The organism is Patulibacter defluvii (genome assembly GCF_034096925.1).
GTDB lineage: Bacteria > Actinomycetota > Thermoleophilia > Solirubrobacterales > Solirubrobacteraceae > Patulibacter > Patulibacter defluvii.
In genome coordinates this window covers 110,952-128,581 of sequence record NZ_JAWZSQ010000009.1, presented here as the reverse complement: position 1 = coordinate 128,581, position 17,630 = coordinate 110,952, and the positions used below count along the sequence as shown (strand labels likewise).

15 protein-coding genes are annotated in these 17,630 nt (G+C 74.9%); 12 read left to right on the top strand and 3 right to left on the bottom strand.

What is annotated here, in order from left to right; all coding sequences use genetic code 11:
- The first annotated feature begins 1 nt into the window (after window position 1).
- The 4 genes from SH587_RS11775 to SH587_RS11760 all read left to right on the top strand — a co-directional run bounded on the left by SH587_RS11775 (window position 2) and on the right by SH587_RS11760 (window position 4,795).
- Window positions 2–1,240, top strand: coding sequence for a histidine kinase (locus SH587_RS11775; protein WP_320670807.1), 1,239 nt, complete (start codon window positions 2–4; stop codon window positions 1,238–1,240).
- Complete coding sequence (locus tag SH587_RS11770; protein ID WP_320670806.1) at window positions 1,237–1,818, top strand: putative universal stress family protein; 582 nt, start codon at window positions 1,237–1,239, stop codon at window positions 1,816–1,818. The genes SH587_RS11775 and SH587_RS11770 overlap by 4 nt, the downstream gene beginning before the upstream one ends.
- 40 nt (window positions 1,819–1,858) lie before the next feature.
- The gene (locus tag SH587_RS11765) at window positions 1,859–4,084 is read left to right on the top strand and encodes a CocE/NonD family hydrolase (RefSeq protein ID WP_320670805.1); all 2,226 of its coding nucleotides are present in this window, start codon (window positions 1,859–1,861) and stop codon (window positions 4,082–4,084) included.
- Between the two features lie 99 nt (window positions 4,085–4,183).
- Window positions 4,184–4,795, top strand: a complete 612-nt coding sequence (locus tag SH587_RS11760) for a GNAT family N-acetyltransferase (protein ID WP_320670804.1) — start codon at window positions 4,184–4,186, stop codon at window positions 4,793–4,795.
- Between the two features lie 13 nt (window positions 4,796–4,808).
- Here the strand turns inward: SH587_RS11760 and SH587_RS11755 are convergent, their stop codons facing one another.
- Entirely contained in the window at window positions 4,809–5,717 is a 909-nt protein-coding gene (locus SH587_RS11755) for a Fic family protein (protein WP_320670803.1), read from the bottom strand.
- An 85-nt stretch (window positions 5,718–5,802) separates the two neighbouring features.
- Here SH587_RS11755 and SH587_RS11750 point away from each other — a divergent pair, with 85 nt between their 5' ends.
- From SH587_RS11750 to SH587_RS11725, 6 genes are all read left to right on the top strand, one after another.
- A complete protein-coding gene (locus SH587_RS11750; protein WP_320670802.1) occupies window positions 5,803–6,867 on the top strand; it encodes an ABC transporter ATP-binding protein in 1,065 nt (354 codons plus the stop codon).
- 101 nt (window positions 6,868–6,968) lie between these two features.
- Window positions 6,969–7,679, top strand: a complete 711-nt coding sequence (locus SH587_RS11745) for an ABC transporter permease (protein ID WP_375341760.1) — start codon at window positions 6,969–6,971, stop codon at window positions 7,677–7,679.
- Window positions 7,680–7,736: 57 nt separating this feature from the next.
- The gene (locus SH587_RS11740) at window positions 7,737–8,321 is read left to right on the top strand and encodes a CHAD domain-containing protein (protein WP_320670800.1); all 585 of its coding nucleotides are present in this window, start codon (window positions 7,737–7,739) and stop codon (window positions 8,319–8,321) included.
- Window positions 8,318–8,923, top strand: coding sequence for a CHAD domain-containing protein (locus SH587_RS11735; protein WP_375341758.1), 606 nt, complete (start codon window positions 8,318–8,320; stop codon window positions 8,921–8,923). Before SH587_RS11740 ends, SH587_RS11735 begins: the two co-directional genes overlap by 4 nt.
- 14 nt (window positions 8,924–8,937) lie before the next feature.
- A complete protein-coding gene (ppk1, locus tag SH587_RS11730) occupies window positions 8,938–11,136 on the top strand; it encodes a polyphosphate kinase 1 (RefSeq protein WP_320670799.1) in 2,199 nt (732 codons plus the stop codon).
- Window positions 11,137–11,347: 211 nt separating this feature from the next.
- Entirely contained in the window at window positions 11,348–11,953 is a 606-nt protein-coding gene (locus SH587_RS11725; protein WP_320670798.1) for a TetR/AcrR family transcriptional regulator, read from the top strand.
- 96 nt (window positions 11,954–12,049) lie between these two features.
- Here SH587_RS11725 and SH587_RS11720 read toward each other — a convergent pair whose 3' ends face one another.
- On the bottom strand, window positions 12,050–14,032 hold the full coding sequence (locus SH587_RS11720; protein WP_320670797.1) for an SDR family oxidoreductase: 1,983 nt from the start codon (window positions 14,030–14,032) through the stop codon (window positions 12,050–12,052).
- Window positions 14,033–14,307: 275 nt separating this feature from the next.
- Between SH587_RS11720 and SH587_RS11715 the strand changes: the two genes are divergently transcribed.
- Entirely contained in the window at window positions 14,308–16,437 is a 2,130-nt protein-coding gene (locus SH587_RS11715) for a protein kinase domain-containing protein (protein ID WP_320670796.1), read from the top strand.
- 75 nt (window positions 16,438–16,512) lie between these two features.
- Here the strand turns inward: SH587_RS11715 and SH587_RS11710 are convergent, their stop codons facing one another.
- Window positions 16,513–16,791, bottom strand: a complete 279-nt coding sequence (locus SH587_RS11710) for a hypothetical protein (protein WP_320670795.1) — start codon at window positions 16,789–16,791, stop codon at window positions 16,513–16,515.
- Window positions 16,792–16,820: 29 nt separating this feature from the next.
- Here SH587_RS11710 and SH587_RS11705 point away from each other — a divergent pair, with 29 nt between their 5' ends.
- Window positions 16,821–17,555 carry an enoyl-CoA hydratase/isomerase family protein gene (locus tag SH587_RS11705; RefSeq protein WP_320670794.1) on the top strand — a complete coding sequence of 245 codons (735 nt, stop codon included), beginning with the start codon at window positions 16,821–16,823 and terminating at the stop codon, window positions 17,553–17,555.
- Window positions 17,556–17,630: the final 75 nt, after the last annotated feature.

Sequence of the window (17,630 nt, the reverse complement as noted above, 5' to 3'; positions counted from 1 at the left end):
GATGACCGGCCGTGGGCGGCACACGGTGATGCTGGGGATGGCGCCGGGGGTCGGCAAGACCTACCGCGCCCTCCAGGACCTGCGCCGCGCCCGCGACGCCGGCCGCGACGTGGTCGTCGCGCTGCTGGAGACCCACGGCCGGGCGGAGACCGCCGCCCAGGCCGAGGGCCTGGAGCAGCTGCCGCGGCGGCCGGTCGATCAGCGCGGGATCGTCCACCGCGAGCTGGACCTGCCGGGGCTGCTGGCGCGGGCGGAGCGGACCCCGGCCGACGGCGTCCTGCTGGCGCTGATCGACGAGCTGGCCCACAGCAACCCGCCCGGGCTCGAGCACGAGAAGCGCTGGCAGGACGTCGAGCACGCGCTGGGGGCGGGGATCGACGTGCTCTCGACGGTCAACGTCCAGCACCTCGAGTCGCTCAACGACCAGGTCGCCGAGCTGACCGGGGTTCGCGTGCGCGAGACGGTGCCCGACCGGGTGCTGGTCGACGCCGACGACGTGGTGGTGGTCGACCTGCCGCCCGCGGCGCTGCTGCAGCGGCTGCGCGACGGCCAGATCTACCCGCCCGAGCGGGTCGCGGCGGCGCTCCAGAACTTCTTCCGGATCGAGCAGCTGACCGCCCTGCGGGAGACGGCCCTGCTGCAGGCGGCCGAGGAGGTCGGCGCCCGCCGGACCGGGGCCAGCGCGCGTTCGGGCGGCCGCGCCCACACCGGCGAGCTGCCGCGGGTGGCGTTCCCGGTCGGGCCGCCACCGGCGCGGCTGGAGGAGCGCGGCGACCGCGACCGGCGGGTGGCCGACGACGTTCCCGACGTGGTCAAGGAGCGGATCCTGGTGCTGGTCTCGGCCGGGCCGGCCGGCCAGCGGGTGGTGCGGCGGGCGTGGCGCTCGGCGCGGCGGCTGCGGGCCGGGATCGACCTGCTCCACGTCCGCCGGCCGGGCCGGGCGCCGACCGTGGTCGAGGCCGAGCGGCTGGACGGGATCCGGCGGCTGGCGGCCTCGCTCGGGGCCGAGCTGCTGGTCGAGGAGGACGACGAGGTCGAGGCCGCCGCCGCGCGGGTCGCGCGCGAGCGGGGGACGACCTACCTCTTCGTCGGCGCGCCGGGGCGGGCGCGGGGGCTGGCGCGCTGGCGCCGGAGCGGGGGGATCGCGATCGACGAGCTGCTGCGGCGGCTGCCGGGCGTCGACGTGCGGATCGTCAGCGAGCGCGCCGCCGGCGAGCGCGGGGAGCGACGGGAACGATGAGCGGGATCGACGCACTGCTGGCGGCGCTGCCGCTCGGCGACGTGGCCCTGGGCGCGGTCGCGGCGGCGCTCGGGCTGGTGGTCGGGGTCGGGCTGGCGGTGACGATCCGCCGGGCCCGCGGCGACCGCCGGACCGCGCCGAGCGGCCGGGTGCTGCTGGCGCTGGCCGGGCCGGAGATGTCGTGCGCGGCGGTCGACGCGGCGGCCCGGATCGGGCGCGCCGACGACGCGGTGGTGGTGCCGGCGGTGCTGGTGGCGACCCCGTACCACCTGCCGCTCGACCGGCCGCTGCCCGAGGCCGCGTCCGAGGCGCTCGACCTGCTCGACGCGGTCGAGCAGCGGCTGCAGCGGGCGGGGGTCGAGGTCGACGCGCGGATGGTCCAGGGCCGCACCCGCCGCCACGCGCTGCGGCGGCTGGTGGCCGAGGAGCGGTTCGACCGGCTGGTGGTGCCGGCGGCCCGCGATCCGCATCCGGCGGGCCAGGACGGCAGCGGCTTCAGCGCCGACGACGTCGCCTGGCTGCTGGCCCACGTCGACGGCGAGGTGCTGGTGCTGCGGCCGAGCACCGTCCGCGCGTGACGGCGGGACAGCTCCCGTACCGGTGGTAGCTTTTCCCGCCATGGTCGGTGCGAGGGAGTGGGGACGTCGCCGCGGGCGGGCACGCGGCGCGACGGCGATCGGCGCGGCGGCGCTCGCGCTGGCGGCACTGGCCGGTCCGGCCGCCGCCGCGACCCCCGGCGCTGCGGCCCCGGCGTCGACCCGCGCGACACCATCGGCCAGCGTCCCGCAGCTGCCGCTGCGCGCCCCCGACTACCCGAAGGTCGCCGTCCAGCGCGACGTCGTGATCACCGCCTCCGACGGCACGACGCTGATGGCCGACGTCTACCGCCCGGCCGACGCCTCCGGGACCGCGGTCGCCAAGCGGCTGCCGGTCGTGGTCACCGGCACCCCGTACAACAAGAACGTGCTCGGGGCGGCCGGCGAGCAGGTCGCGACGCTGGCCGGGGCCTCGCCGGTGATCGTCCGCCGCGGCTACGTCCAGGTGGTCTTCGACGTCCGCGGCACCGGCAGCTCGCGCGGGACCTGGCGCTCGTTCGACCCGCGCGAGCAGCAGGACACGATCGAGGTCCTGGCCTGGGCCCGCAAGCAGCCGTGGTCGGACGGCGACCTGGCGATGACCGGCGCCTCGTACATGGGGATCAACCAGCTGCTGGCCGCCTCGCGCCGGCCGCCGGGCCTGAAGGCGATCTTCCCGATCATCCCCGGCGGCGACCTCTACCGCGACGTCGTCTGGCACGGCGGCTCGGTCGACCTCGGCTTCATCCCGCTCTGGCTGGGGCTGACGACCGCGCTCGGGGTGGTGCCGCCGAGCGACGCCTTCAACGACCCGGTGCGGGCGCTGGGCTGGCTGACCGACCGCCTGCTGACCTCGGCCGCGTTCCCGCTGCAGGCGGTGCTGGAGGGGCTGACCGGCGGCCCGCTGGCCGACGACGGCGACTTCTACCGCGTCCGCTCGCCGCTCTCGGTGGTCGACCGGATCGAGGTCCCGACCTTCATCAGCGGCGGCTGGTGGGACCTGTTCCAGCGCGGCGAGCAGCTGCTCTACCAGCGGCTGCGCCTGGAGCCCGGCCGCAAGCAGCTGCTGATGGGCCCCTGGTACCACGTGACCGCCGGCGAGGGGCTGGGCGACGGCAGCGGCCGCCCGCAGCCGCTGACCGAGCTGGCCGTGCTCTGGTTCGACCGCTGGATCCGCGGCGCCGACAACGGGATCGACCGCGACTTCGGCCCGGTGACGGTCAACCAGCTGGGTCCGGACAGCTGGCGCCGCGAGCGCGCGTGGCCGCCGCCCGGCACCCGCTACCAGCGGCTGTACCTGAACGCCCAGGCGTCGGGGCTCGGCGGCGAGGACGCCAGCCTGGCCTGGAGCCGGCCGACCGCGGCCGGCGGCCGCACCGTCTGGCCGAACCTGCTCGGCAGCCTCTGCTCGCGCAGCACCGTCCAGTGGACCGCCGGCCTGCTGGTCAGCGCGCTCGACGGCTGCGCCCAGAGCAACGCCAGCGCCGAGTCGGGCGGGGCGACCTTCACCACCGCACCGCAGGCCAAGCCGCTGCGGGTTGCCGGGCCGATCGCGCTGCGGCTGCGCGGGTCGAGCTCGCGCGCCGACGGCTTCTGGCACGCCCAGCTGACCGACGTCGCGCCGGACGGCACCAGCCGCGCGCTGACCTCGGGCTTCCTGGCGATGGGCCAGCGGGCGCTCGACGAGTCGCGCAGCGAGCGGGCGGCCAACGGCGACCTGAAGCTGCCCTTCCACCCGTTCACGAAGGAGACCCGGCTGCCGGTGACGCCCGACCAGCCGGTCGACATGGACGTCGAGATCTTCGGCACCGACGCGGTGATCCGGCCCGGCCACCGGCTGCGGCTGGCGCTGACGTCGAGCGACCTGCCGCACGCGCTGCCGGCGCTGCCCGACCTGGTCGGCCAGGTGCTCGCGGTCCAGCGGGTCGACATCCGGCCCGAGTCGCCGAGCTTCCTCTCGCTGCCCGTGGTCGGTCCGGCGCCGGCCGCCACGCCGCCGACGGCCACCGGCCCGAAGCGCTGCCGCAGCCAGCGCCGCTTCCGGATCCGGGTCCGGCCGGGCAAGCAGCGGATCCGCAGCGTGCGGGCGCGGGTCGGCGGCCGCAGCGTGAAGGCCCGCAAGCCCAGCCGCCGTGGGCGGCCGTGGACGGTGGTCGTCGACCTGCGGCGGTTCACGACCAAGCGGACGGTGCGGGTGACGACGACCGCCAAGCTGGCCAACGGCCGCACGGTCCGCGACGTCCGGCGTTACCGCACCTGCACGCGCTGAGCCTCCCGCGGCCAGCCGGCCAGCGCTCGCGTGGCGGATCGCCCCCGAGGGGTGGGGCCGATCCGCCACGCGAGCGGGGGGAGGTAGGCTGCGGCGCCGATGTCGCTGGAAGTCCGCGGGCCCACCCTGACCCTCCGCTACCCGACCGAGGACGACGCCGAGGCGCTGCTCGGCCTGGCCGGCGATCCCGAGGTCACCCGCTGGTTCTCGTGGGGGCCGTACACCGACGCCGCCCAGCCGCGGCGGTTCATCGCCGGGCTGGCCGAGGAGCGGCGGCGGGGGATCAAGCTCGACCTGCTGGCGGTCCACCACGAGCAGGGACCAGCCGGCATCACCGGCCTCTACGAGTTCCACCCGCGCGACCGCCGCTGCGTCTGCGGCACCTGGTTCGGGCGCGCCTTCTGGGGCACCGGGGCCAACCGCGAGTCGAAGGCGCTGCTCCAGCACCTGGCCTTCGAGACGCTCGCGATGCAGCGCTTCGGCAGCTACTCCAACCCCCGCAACGAGCGCTCGACGCGGGCGCTCCAGGGCGTCGGCCTGCGGCTCGAGGGCGTGCTGCGCGGCTACCACCGCCACGGCGACGAGTTCCTCGACGTCAACGTCTTCGGGCTGCTGCGCGAGGAGTGGGAGCGCTCGCCGCTGCGGGCCGAGTTCGACGGCCGGATCGAGGTCGTCGGCGAGCCGCCGGCGGTCTTCCGGGCGCAGGGCTGAGCGGGCGGGCCGCTCAGCCGCGGTCTCGGCCTGGACGGCCACGTCGCGAGCGATCATCCAGGTACTCGTCGACCCAGACGCGGGAGGAACGCCACGTGCCGTCGGCGCCCTTGCGCGCCTTCAGCCGGCCGCGAGCCGCTGCGACCCGCAGCGCGTCGGCGCTGGCCCGGTCGTCGGCGAGGACCGGGAGCGGAACCATGCGGTTGGGACCGGCGATCGCGGGGACGACGAAGCGGTAGAGGTTGTCCAGGATCGCTCGCGCGATCAGTTCGCCCAGCGCACCGAGGTCCCCGAGATCGGCGCGGCGAAGCGCCCGCAGGTACCGGCTCCGATCGGTCTTGTAGATGATCGCGGGCGGGTACCCCAGCCGAACCAGGACGAGGTTGAGCAGCAGCCTCCCGGTGCGGCCGTTGCCGTCGAGGAACGGATGGATCTGCTCGAAGCGACAGTGGATCGCCGCCAGACGCTCGGGAAGCTCCGGAGCGCCGACGTGGCGCAGCTCGGCGACCTGTTCGACCCAGGTCGCGATCTGCGCGGGCACTTCGGGCCAGGAGGGCGGCGTCATGCCGCCAGGGAAGGTGAGGATGTCGTGGCGACGGAACGCCCCGGGCGACTCCTCGGCGCTGGCGTTGGGATGGGGGGAGACGTCCCATGAGGGCCGCAGCGCGAGCTGGTGGACCCGCCGCACCTCGGTCACGGTCAGCGGAGCATCGGAGGACCAAGAGCCCGGCTCGAGGCCCTGACCGTAGACCCAGTCGGCGGCGTTGGCGTAGCCGCGAACCTCCATGTACTCACGAAGCTCCTTGTTGCCGACCGCTCGCCCTTCGTCGAGGAGCTGCTCGACCTGCTTCAGCACCAGCGTGTTGCCTTCGATCGCGGTCGAGTGGTGGGCCTCTTCGAGCCTGTTCGGGAGGTCCAACACCAAGCGAACCGAACAAATATGTCCGGCCTGGACGTCCGCCAACCGGCCTCGGCCGCACGCCGCCGTCGGCCGTCGATCCTGCATCATGGTCGGGTTGCGCCGTCGTCCGCACGCCCTCTCGCTCCGTCCCGCCGTCGCGTCGACCGACGTGGCCGGCCCGCCGCCGTCCGCGCCCGCGACGACCGCCGCGACGGCAACCGCCACCGCCGGCGCGGCGTCGACCACCGCCGACGACCCGGCGCTGCTGATCGAGGGCCTGGTCAAGCGCTACGGCGAGCGGACCGCGGTCGACGGGATCGACCTGCGGGTCGGGCGCGCGCGGGTGCTGGCGCTGCTGGGGCCGAACGGGGCCGGCAAGACGACCACGATCGAGACCTGCGTCGGCTTCCGGCGGCCCGACGGCGGCCGGGTGCGGGTGCTGGGCCTCGACCCGATCGCCGACAGCGACCGGCTGCGGCCGCGGATCGGCGTGATGCTGCAGAGCGGCGGCGTCTACCAGGCGGCCCGCTGCGGCGAGATGCTGCGGCTGGTCGCCGCCTACGCCGCCGATCCGCTCGATCCCGAGCAGCTGCTCGACCGGCTCGGCCTGCGCGAGGTGGTCCGCACGCCCTACCGGCGGCTCTCGGGCGGCCAGCAGCAGCGGCTGTCGCTGGCGATGGCGATCGTCGGCCGGCCGGAGCTGGTCTTCCTCGACGAGCCGACCGCCGGCCTCGACCCCCAGGCCCGCCACGAGACCTGGCGGATCGTCGAGGCGCTGCGGGCCGACGGCGTCACCGTGGTCCTGACCACCCACTACATGGACGAGGCCGAGCGGCTGGCCGACGACATCGTGATCGTCGACCACGGCCAGGTGATCGCCACCGGCACCCCGCAGGAGCTGATCCGCGGCGGCGCCGACCGCGAGGTCCGCTTCCGGGCCGCGCCCGGCCTGCCGCTGGCGACGCTGGAGTCGCGGCTGCCCGCCGACTGCCTGGTCGCCGAGCCGGCCGCCGGCACCTACGTCGTCGCCGGCCCCGTCGATCCGCAGCTGGTGGCGACGATCGCCGGCTGGTGCGCTGAGCAGGGCGTGCTGGTCGAGGGCCTGCAGGTCAAGCAGCGGACGCTCGAGGACGTCTTCCTGGAGCTGACCGGACGGGAGCTGCGGCCGTGAGCGTGCCGATCCAGCCGTCCGCGCGCGATTTGGAACCCCCGCGGTCGCAAACGGCGCGCGGCCAGTTCGCGCCGAACCCCGGTCGCGCCCCGCTGCTGCGGATGCTCGCCGCCCAGACGCGGATGGAGCTGACCCTGATCCTCCGCAACGGCGAGCAGGTGCTGCTGAACCTGATCGTCCCGCTGGGGCTGCTGGTCGTCTGCACCAAGATCCCCTTCATCGAGGTCAGCGGCGAGCGAGCCGACTTCTTCGTCCCCGGGGTGCTGGCGCTGGCGGTGATGTCGGCCGCCTTCACCGGCCAGGCGATCGCGACCGGCTTCGACCGCCAGTACGGGGTCCTCAAGCGGCTGGGGGCGACCGCGCTGCCGCGGGTGGTGCTGCTGGGCGCGAAGACCGCCGCGGTGCTGGTGATCGAGCTGCTCCAGATCGCCGTCCTCTGCGGGGTCGGGATGGCGCTCGGCTGGAACCCGCACGGCGATCCGCTCTCGGTCGCGGTCCTGATCGCCGTCGGCACCGCCGCCTTCTGCGGGATGGCCTTCCTGATGGCCGGGCTGCTGCGGGCGATGACGACCTTGGCGCTGGCCAACATCCTCTGGTTCCTGCTGCTCGTCTTCGGCGGGATCGCGTTCCCGCTCAGCGACCTCGGCGGGGCCGCCGACCTCTTCGAGCTGCTGCCGACCGGCGCGCTCTCCAACGGCCTGCGGATGGTGCTGGAGACGGGCGAGGTCGCCCCCGTTCGCGACGTGCTGATCCTCGGCGGCTGGGCGGTGGCGACGCTGACGGCGGCCGCCGCGACCTTCCGCTGGGAGTAGCGGCGGAACTTCACCGGACGGTCGCATCCGCCGCGATCCGGCGGCTACGCTGATGGCGTGGCGAAGGCCAATCCGATACCCGGGCTGCGGGCGGACGTGCCGTACGCGTGGGCGGCGGCCGCCACGGTGCGGGTCCGCGCGGCCGAGCTGTTCGAGCACGCCGAGGGCGTCCTCGACGTCGAGGAGATCGAGCGGGTCCACGCGATGCGCGTGGCCAGCCGGCGGCTGCGGGCGGTGCTGGAGATCTACGCCCCCTGCTTCCCACCTGCCGCCTTCCGCTCGGCGCTGCGCGACGTCAAGCGGATCGCCGACGCGCTCGGCGCCCGCCGCGATCCCGACGTCCAGCTCGAGGGCCTGGAGCGGTTCGCCGACGCGCTGCCGGCGGCCGACCGGCCCGGCCTGCAGGCGTTCATCGCCGGGGTCCGCGAGCAGCAGGCGGCCGGCAACGACGTGCTCGCCGCCGGCCTGCGGTCGCTGGCCGACAGCGACCTGCGGGGACGGCTGGAGGCGCTGGCCGACGCCGCCGAGGCGAGCGTCGCGCCGCCCGCCGAGCCGCTGGCCGACGCCGAGGTCGACGCCCCCGAGGCCGCGCCGGCCGAGGACCCCGCCCCCGAGCCCGCCGCCGAGGAGCCGCGGCCGTGAGGGCGCGTCGGGTGCGGGGGATCGAGGTCGGCGGACCACTGGCCGACAACGTCGAGCGGATCGTGCAGCTGCGGCTGGAGGAGCTGCACGGGTTCATCCCCGCCGCGCTCGACCCGGACGAGGTCGAGGCGCTGCACGACATGCGGATCGCCGCCAAGCGGCTGCGCTACGTGCTCGAGGTGACCGCCGAGGAGTGCTTCGGTCCCTACGCCGCGATCGCCGCCCGCCGGGCCAAGGACCTCCAGGACCTGATCGGCGAGATCCACGACTGCGACGTCGGGCTGCCGCGGGTGACGCGAGCGATCGACGAGCGCCGCGAGGCCGACGTGACCGCGCTGCTGGAGCGGGCCGGCGACGACGCCCTCGACCTCGATCCGCGGCTGGCCGCCGACCTGCCGCACGCCTCCGAGCACCGCGGCCTGCTCTCGCTCCACGCCTACCTCCAGGCCCGCCGGCGGCTGCTCTACGGCCGTTTCCTGGAGCTGTGGCGGGAGCTGGAGCGCGAGGGCTTCCGGGCCCGCCTGGAGTACGCGATCGCCGAGCGGCCGGCGATCACCTCGCCTTCACCGGATGGCAACGTCGCGGTCACACCGCGACCGTAGGCTCGGAGGACCCGATGCTCGACGACGATCCGTCCCCCTCCGCCGCGCCGCCCTCGACCGCCGTCGCGCCGGCCGCCGAGACGGCCCCGGCCCCGACCGCGCCCCCGACCCCGGAGGAGCGGCCGGACCCGGCCGATCCGCGGTTCTTCGTCAACCGCGAGCTGTCGTGGATCGACTTCGACGAGCGGGTGCTGGAGCTGGCGCGCGACCCGCGGCAGCGGCTGCTGGAGCGGGTCAAGTTCGCGGCGATCTTCGCCTCGAACCTCGACGAGTTCTTCATGATCCGCGTCGCCGGGCTGCACGCCAAGGTCTGGGCCGAGAACCGCCGCCGCGGCGCCGACGGCCGGACCGCCGACCAGGTGCTCGACGAGCTGCGGGCGAAGGTCGACCCGCTCGTCCACCAGCACGCCCGGGTGCTGCTCGACGAGCTGCTGCCGCAGCTGGCGGAGACCGGCATCCGGCTGGTCCGCCACGACGAGCTCGACCAGGAGCAGCGGGCCGCCGTCGCCGAGCGCTTCCAGAACCGGATCTACCCGGTGCTGACGCCGCTGGCGGTCGGGCTCGGGCGGCCGTTCCCCTACATCTCGAACCTCTCGCTGAACCTCGGCGTGCTGGTCCGCGACCCCGACACCGGCCAGACGGTCTTCGCCCGCGTGAAGCTGCCGACCGAGGTCCTCGACCGGCTGGAGCGGGTCGACGACGGTGGCGACGACCAGGTCTTCGTGCCGCTGGAGGAGATCGTCGAGGCCCACCTCGACCGGCTCTTCCCGGGGATGGAGATCCTCGACCGCGGCATGTTCCGGGTCACCCGCGACGCCGACTTCGAGATCTCCGACGAGGCCGACGACGTCAAGCGGGCGCTCGAGGCCGAGCTGCGCAACCGCCGCTTCGGCGAGATCGTGCGGGTCGAGATCGACGCCGACGTCAGCGACGCGCTGCGGACCGAGATCGTCGAGCAGCTCGGCGTCGAGGAGCGGATGGTCTACGACGTCGAGGGGCTGCTCGACCTGACCGCGCTCTGGCAGCTGGTCAAGGCCCCGGGCCACAACGACCTGCTCGACGAGCCGTGGCGCCCGGTCACGCCGCCGCGGCTGCGCGAGGGCGACGACGAGCAGGCCGACGTCTTCGGGGCGATGCGCCGCGGCGACGTCCTCGTCCACCACCCGTACGACAGCTTCGAGACCTCGGTCGAGCGGTTCGTGGAGCAGGCCTCGGCCGACCGCGACGTGCTGGCGATCAAGATGACCGTCTACCGGACGAGCGCCGACAGCACCCTGCTGCCGGCGCTGGTGCGGGCCTCGGAGCGGGGCAAGCAGACGGTCGCGCTGGTCGAGCTGAAGGCGCGCTTCGACGAGCAGGCCAACATCCGCTGGGCCCAGGTCCTGGAGGACACCGGCGTCCACGTCGTCTACGGCCACCCGGCGCTGAAGACGCACGCCAAGTGCATCCTGGTGATCCGCCGCGAGGGCGAGCGGGTCCGCCACTACGTCCACGTCGGGACCGGCAACTACCACGCCAAGACCGCGCGGCTCTACACCGACTTCGGGCTCTTCACCTGCGATCCGGAGATCGGCGCCGACGTCGCCGACATGTTCAACCAGCTGACCGGCTTCGCCAAGCCGGGCCGCTTCCGCAAGTCGCTGGTGGCCCCCAACGGCCTCCGCGACGGGCTGCTGGAGGAGCTGGAGAAGACCGTCGAGGCGCACCGCGCCGGCCAGCCAGCGCGGGCGACGCTGAAGATGAACTCGCTGGTCGACCGGACCTCGATCCAGGCCCTCTACCGGGCCTCGCAGGCGGGGTTGCCGATCGACATCAACGTCCGCGGCATCTGCTGCCTGCGGGTCGGCGTGCCGGGCCTGTCGGAGACGATCCGGGTCCGCTCGGTGCTCGGCCGGTTCCTGGAGCACTCGCGGATCTACGCCTTCGAGCGCGACGGCGAGACGACCGTCCTGATGGGCTCGGCCGACATCATGGAGCGCAACCTCGACAACCGCGTCGAGCTGGTGGTCCCGGTCGCCGACGAGCGCGCGAAGGAGCAACTGCTCGACGCGCTCCACCGCAGCCTCGAGGACGAAGACGGCTCCTGGCTGCTGCGGCCGGACGGCTCCTGGGAGCGGGTCGCGCCGGCCGATCCGGAGGCCCCGCGCGGGCTCCAGCGCGAGCTGATGGAGCTGCACGCGCGGCGGGCGCGCGAGGCCGATCTGGAGGAGTAGCGCGGCGTCGACCGCGGCGGCCGGATGTACGATGTCGATCGATCCAGGATCGAACGTCCGCCGAGAGGTCAGACACATCTCGCGAGGACGGTAGTGTGCACCTGTGCACGATCTCCCGCCGCCTACGACACAGGGCGGAAGCGATTCCGCCTCGACCCTCTCGATCGAACCGCGCCAGTCGGTCGGTGAGCGACTGACCCGCGCCCGCGTCGTGGCCGCCGCGGTCACGATCGCCCGCCGCGATGGCCTCGACGCGCTCTCGATGCGCCGTCTCGCCGCCGAGCTCGGCGTCTCGACGATGGCCGCCTACCGCCACGTACCAGGCAAGGACAGCCTGGTCGACGACGTCGTCGACGCCGTGATCGCGACGATTCCGCTCGACGGCTACGTCGGGACCTGGAGCGAGCGGCTCGAGGAGCTGACGATCGCCAGCTACCGGACGCTCGACGAGTTCCCCGGCCTGCCGGAGCGGATCCACGGGCGCGCCCTCGGCCGTCCCGGCATCGTCCGCTGGCTGGAGGCGTTCAACGCGCCGCTGGTCGAGGCCGGCGTGCCGGTCGAGGCCCGCAGCGGCGGCACCACCTCGCTGGTCTGGCTGCTGCGCGGTGCGTCGCGGCTGACCGCCGAGTGGAGCGACATGGTCGGCGCGCTCGAGGAGATCGCCGGCCGCGACGACGAGGACGCCGACGACACCCCGATCATGCGCCAGGGACGCGAGCTGCTGGGCAACCAGCAGGTCGAGGACCTGCTCCGCAGCGGCGTGCGCCTGATCCTCACCGGCCTGCGCCAGGCCGCCGACGACGCGGCCAAGGGCTGAGCGCCGGGTCCACCGATCCCCGGCACGCCTCGCCGGGGATCGGTGGGTCCGTCGTGGGACCGACGCGGGGCGTGCCGCGCCCCGCCGGTCCGCGGTCTACCAGTGCATGCCGCGCGTCAGCGCGGCCAGCACCCGCATCTCGACGCCCGCCCGCTCGTCCGGGTTCTCCTGGCCGCGGGCCGCGGCCGAGTCGGGGAAGACCCGGTAGCCGGTGTTGAGGATCTGGTCGCTGATCTTCGGCGCCAGCGCGTAGAGCACCTCGCCGGCGGTCCCGAGCAGGGTGTCGATGTGCTTCGGGTGCTCGACGATCGCCTTCGCCACCAGGTCGGCGGCCTCGACCGGCGTGATCGTCGGCATCTTGTCGTAGATCTTCGTCGGCGCGATCATCGGCGTCCGCACCAGCGGCATGTGGATCGTGGTGAAAGTCACCTTGGCGCCGACCAGCTCCGAGGCGACCACGCGGGTCCAGGCGTCGAGCGCGGCCTTCGAGGCGACGTAGGCGCTGAACCGCGGCGGCCAGGTCTGGGCCCCGATCGAGCTGATGTTCACGACGTGCCCGCCGCCGTGCTCGACCATGTGCGGCAGCACGCCCATCACCAGCCGGATCGCGCCGAAGTAGTTCAGCTGCATCGTCCGCTCGAAGTCGTGGAAGCGGTTGAGGCTGAGCTTCAGCGAGCGGCGGATCGAGCGGCCGGCGTTGTTGACCACGACGTCGACCCGGTGCTCGCGGGTGACCGTCCGGGCCAGCTCGTCGATCGCGTCGAGGTCGTTGAGGTCGCAGGGGTAGACGTAGGCGGTGCCGCCCTGCTGCTCGATCAGCCGCTGCAGCGCCTCGAGCTTCGAGCGGGTGCGGGCGACCAGCAGCGGGGTGCCGCCGGAGAGCGCCACCTTCAGCGCGGTCGCCTCGCCGATCCCCGACGAGGCGCCGGTGATCAGCACCGTGCGGCCGTGGACCGCGGCCCGCAGCCGGCTGTCGTCGTGCAGGTCGGGGTCGAGGTTGCGCTCCCAGAAGTCCCACAGCGTGGCCGCGTAGTCGCGCAGCCGCGGGACGCCGATCCCGCTGCCGGCCAGCGCCTGCTCGGCCCGGCGGGCGTCGAAGACCGACGCGAACGACATGTGGGGGAGGACCTCGTCCGGGATCCCGGTCGGCGACAGCAGCGCCCGCCGCAACGGCGCCAGCGTCGAGCTGTTGACCAGCCGCGCGGCCAGCCCCTTGTGGAGGTCGAGCGCCGGCACGCCGGGCGGCCGCAGCGACAGCCGCGGGGCGCGGGCGGCGCGGGCGAAGACGTTGATCGTGTCGACCAGCGGCTGCGGGCGCGGGTTGCAGAGGTGGAAGGCCTGCTGGTCGAGGTCGGGCTGGTGGGCGATGTGGTCCATCGCCTTGGCCACGTAGTCGACCGGGACCATGTTGGTCGCGCCCAGGTCGGGGGCGACGAGCGGGATCATCCCGGGCAGCTTCCGCAGCCGCTTGAGCAGGCCGAAGACGTAGTACGGCCCGTCGATCTTGTCCATCTCGCCGGTCTCGGAGTGGCCGACGACGATCGCCGGCCGGTAGACCCGCCAGGGCACCAGCGACTCGCCGCGGGCGATCCGCTCGGACTCGAACTTGGTCCGGTGGTAGGCCGAGGGCAGCGGCTGGCCCTCGTCGAACATGTCCTCGCGGAAGACGCCGTGGTAGTCGCCGGCGGCCGCGACCGAGGAGACGTGGTGCAGGCAGCCGACCTCGAGCACGTTGGCCAGCTCGACGGCGTGGCGGGTGCCCTCGACGTTGAGCGCCTGGTTGCGCTCCTCGTCGGCGGTCATGTCGTAGATCGCCGCCAGGTGGAAGAAGTGCTCGATCCGCCCGCGGTGCTCCTCGATCCACTGCGGGTCGACGCCCATCGCGGGCGACTCGAGGTCGCCGACGACGAGCTTCACCCGCTCGGCGGCGTCCTCCGGCCAGCCGGCGATCAGGCGGTCGATCTTCGGCCGCGAGCCGTCGCGGACGACCACGTGGACGTCGCCGTCGCGGTTCTCCAACAGGGTGGCGACCAGGTGGCGGCCGATGAAGCCGGTGGCGCCGGTGACCAGGTAGGCCATGTCCGTTCTCCTCGCGCTCTGCGTCGTCGCCCGGGCGGGGGCTTTCCGGGGTCGCGGCCGAGGGTACTCGACGGGCGGCGGCCCCGGAACGGCTTCGCGCCGACGTGACGGGGGCGTCACCGACGGCGACCGGCGGCGCCGGCCGGGCGATGTGGCAGTCTGCGGGGGTCCCGGGTCGACCGCGTCCTTCCCCCCGACGCCGACCGCCGGCCGATGGCGATCGTCCGCTGCACCCCACCGTCCCTTCTACGCCCCCACCCGGGGCGGTCCGCGCCATGAGCGGCGAGCTGGCGGTCGGCGCCCGGATCGGGGCCTACCGGATCGACGCGGTCGCCGGCCGCGGCGGGATGGGGATCGTCTACCGGGCGACCCAGCTGACGCTCGACCGGCCGGTGGCGCTGAAGGTGATCGCGCCGGCGCTGGCCGACGACCCGGCGTTCCGGGCCCGCTTCGTGCGCGAGGCGCGGCTGCTGGCGGCGCTCGAGCACCCGCACGTGATCCCGGTCCACGAGGCCGACGAGCGCGACGGCCAGCTGTACCTGGCGATGCGCTGGGTCGAGGGGACGGACCTGTCGGCGGCGCTGCGGAGGCTGGGCCCGCTGCCGCCCACGACCGCGCTGGCCGTGGTCGAGCAGCTGGCGTCGGCGCTCGACGCGGCCCACGCCAGCGGCCTCGTCCACCGCGACGTGAAGCCGGCCAACGTGCTGCTGGAGCCGCGCGACGGGCGCGACCACGCCTGGCTGAGCGACTTCGGCGCCGGCCGCTGGCTGGACTCGCGCGACGGACGGACGGCGACCGGGCACGGGCTCGGGACGCTCGACTTCGCGGCTCCGGAGCAGCTGGAGGGCGGGGGCGGGCCGGCGGTCGACGTCTACGCCCTGGCCGGGGTGCTGTTCACCGTCCTGAGCGGCCGCAAGCCGTTCGTCCGCGACAACGACCTGGCGGTGCTGTGGGCGCACCAGCACGCGCCGCCGCCCGATCTGCGCGAGCTGCGGCCCGAGCTGCCCGCGGCGCTGGCCCAGGCGGTGATCGCGGGGATGGCGAAGGACCCGGCGGCGCGGCCGGCGTCGGCGACCGCGCTGGTGGCGGCCGCGCGGGCGGCGCTGCGCGAGGCCGGGATGGGCACCGGGGACGGCGAGGCGGCGGGCACGGGGCCGACGATCACCGCGACCGGGATCGGCACGCTGCGGCCGCCGGCGGTCCCGGTCGAGGACGTGCTGGGGCTGGCGGTGACGACCGGGTCGCCGCCAGGGCCGGGGGACACGTGGGCGCGCGAGGCGGGCGCGGGCGGTGGGGCCGGGGCGGCCGTGGGCGCCGGGGCGGCGGGCGGCGGTGGGCCGGACGGCGGTAGCGGCGGGACCGGGCGGACGCTGGTCCGGCGGGCGACGCAGCTGCCGGCGCTGGCGACGGCGACCCGACGGCGGGCGCTGCTGGCGGTGGCGGCGACGGCGCTGGCCGGCGGCGGAGCGCTCGGGGCGTCGAGCGGCGACCAGCCGACGGCGCCGAAGCGGCCACCGGCGGCGACCCTGCCGGCGCCGCGGATCGAGCGGATCGCGCTCGGCGAGCGGGCGTTCCCGAACGGGGTCGCGGCGCGGTCGGGGCAGGCCTACGTGATCGACGGGCGCAACCGCCGGCTGCTGCTGATCGACGACGCCACCCGCCAGGTCAGCCAGCGGCTGAAGCTGCCGTCGGCGCCGATCACCGTCCTCCACGACGACTACCGGGACCGGCTCTGGATCGCGACCGCCGACCGGCGGCTGCTGGCCTACGACACCGGGACCGGGAAGCGCGTGCTGACGCTGCGGGTCGGGTTCCCGGCCCAGTACCTGGCGGTGCGGCCCGACGCGGTGACGGCGATGAGCGCCCAGCAGCGGGGCGGGGCGTCGCTGGCGACCTTCAGCGCGACCAGCGGCCGGCGGCTGGCGACGGCGCGCGGACCGGTCCGCCCCAACGACCTGGTCGAGGTCGCCACCGGGGTGCTGGCGCTGGGCTCGATCCCGCCGACGGTGGTCCGGTTCGACGACCGGCTGCGGCGGCGGGGCGACGCGCCGGTCAAGGACGCGGGCCTGGTGGTGCCCGAGATGGCCGTCGACGGCCGCGGTCGGGCCTGGATCACCAGCTTCGCCGAGGGCACGGTGGTGCGCGTCGACGGTCTCAGCGGGAAGCCGGCGGGACGGCCGGTGCGGGTCGGCCGCGACCCGAGCGGGGTGGCGATCGACGGCGACGGGATCGTCTGGGTGGTCAACCAGCGCGACCGCACGCTGACCCGGATCGACGCCAAGAGCGGCCGCGTGCTCGGCCGGCCGGTCCCGGTCGGCGGTCCGACGAAGGGCCTGATCGTGGCCGAGGGCGACGTGGTCTGGCTGCTCAGCGCCCGCGAGCTGCTGCGGATCGAGCAGCCCTAGCGGGTGGCTGCGGCTGCGGGTGGAGCGAACCAGGTGGCGAGATGCGACGCGTCCACGGGCGCGCCGCGCCGCCCGCTACCAGCCGAGACGCTTGTCGCGCGTGGCCGCCCGCGCCTTCTCGGCGGCGAGCTTGGCGTACTTGCGCTTGTCGAGCCGGCCCTGCAGCAGGGTCATGACCAGCGCGAAGGCCGGGATCCCGATGATCACGGCGAAGCCGAAGAGCGTGACCTGCAGGTCGTTGTTCTCGCCGATGGTCCCTTGACCGCTGTCGATCCCCGCGAACGCGGTGGCGGTGGTGACCGAGAGGGTCGCGACGGTCGTCGCGAGCAGCAGCATCAGGCGGCGCAGGCGCATAGGCGGCAATCGTATAGAACCCAGCGGCGATGACCGGTCTCGAGCGCACCCGCAACGTCGACGGGGTGGAGGTCGTGCGGCTGAACCGCCCCGATCGCCGCAACGCGATGGACACCGCGACGCTCGACGAGCTGCTGGCGGTGCTGGCCGAGCTGGCCGCCGATCCCGAGCTGCGGGTGGTGGTGTTCTCGACCACCTCGACCCGCGCCCTCTGCGCCGGCGCCGACGTGGCCGAGGAGCTGGACCGCGAGGGCGGGATCGCCCGCATGGAGCGCTTCGCCCGCATGTACCAGGCGGTCGTCGACCTGCCGATGCCGACGATCGCCGTCTGCGTGGGCAACGTCGTCGGGGCGGGGGTCGAGCTGGTGGCCGCCTGTGACCTGCGCGTGGCGGGCGACAACCTCAAGCTCGCCTGGGCCGGCGCCAAGCTCGGCGTCCCGGTCGGTCCGGCGCGGCTGGTGCCCCTGGTCGGCCTGGCCCGGGCCAAGGAGCTGATCTACAGCGGCCGCGTGGTCGGCGCCGAGGAGGCGGCCCGGATCGGCCTCGCCGAGCGGGTCGTGCCCGAGGCCGACGCCGAGGCCGCGGCGGCCGAGCTGGCGAGCGTCCTGGCCACCCGCCCGGCCGAGGGCCTGCGGCGTCTGAAGCGGATGTTCCGCGACGACGAGGACCTCGCCGGCCGCACCGCCCGCGAGAACGTCACCCTGCTCGACTGGCAGCGCTACGGCCAGGGGCTGCCGCAGGGCGGAGCGCCGCTGCGGGACTGAGGGGGGCGGTCGGCGGGCCGGTGCTGCCTCGCCGGTGCGACCTGCGGGTGACCTGCCTGGGTGAGGGCCGCGGCT

What these genes read in the sequence shown, in the direction of transcription:
- SH587_RS11705 (WP_320670794.1), top strand. Translation starts at nt 16,821, where the DNA reads ATGACCGGTCTCGAGCGCACCCGCAACGTCGACGGGGTGGAGGTCGTG.
- SH587_RS11745 (WP_375341760.1), top strand. Translation starts at nt 6,969, where the DNA reads ATGCTCGCCGCCCAGACGCGGATGGAGCTGACCCTGATCCTCCGCAAC.
- SH587_RS11760 (WP_320670804.1), top strand. Translation starts at nt 4,184, where the DNA reads ATGTCGCTGGAAGTCCGCGGGCCCACCCTGACCCTCCGCTACCCGACC.
- SH587_RS11720 (WP_320670797.1), bottom strand. Translation starts at nt 14,032, where the DNA reads ATGGCCTACCTGGTCACCGGCGCCACCGGCTTCATCGGCCGCCACCTG.
- SH587_RS11770 (WP_320670806.1), top strand. Translation starts at nt 1,237, where the DNA reads ATGAGCGGGATCGACGCACTGCTGGCGGCGCTGCCGCTCGGCGACGTG.
- SH587_RS11710 (WP_320670795.1), bottom strand. Translation starts at nt 16,791, where the DNA reads ATGCGCCTGCGCCGCCTGATGCTGCTGCTCGCGACGACCGTCGCGACC.
- SH587_RS11765 (WP_320670805.1), top strand. Translation starts at nt 1,859, where the DNA reads ATGGTCGGTGCGAGGGAGTGGGGACGTCGCCGCGGGCGGGCACGCGGC.
- SH587_RS11715 (WP_320670796.1), top strand. Translation starts at nt 14,308, where the DNA reads ATGAGCGGCGAGCTGGCGGTCGGCGCCCGGATCGGGGCCTACCGGATC.
- SH587_RS11750 (WP_320670802.1), top strand. Translation starts at nt 5,803, where the DNA reads ATGGTCGGGTTGCGCCGTCGTCCGCACGCCCTCTCGCTCCGTCCCGCC.
- ppk1 (WP_320670799.1), top strand. Translation starts at nt 8,938, where the DNA reads ATGCTCGACGACGATCCGTCCCCCTCCGCCGCGCCGCCCTCGACCGCC.
- SH587_RS11775 (WP_320670807.1), top strand. Translation starts at nt 2, where the DNA reads ATGACCGGCCGTGGGCGGCACACGGTGATGCTGGGGATGGCGCCGGGG.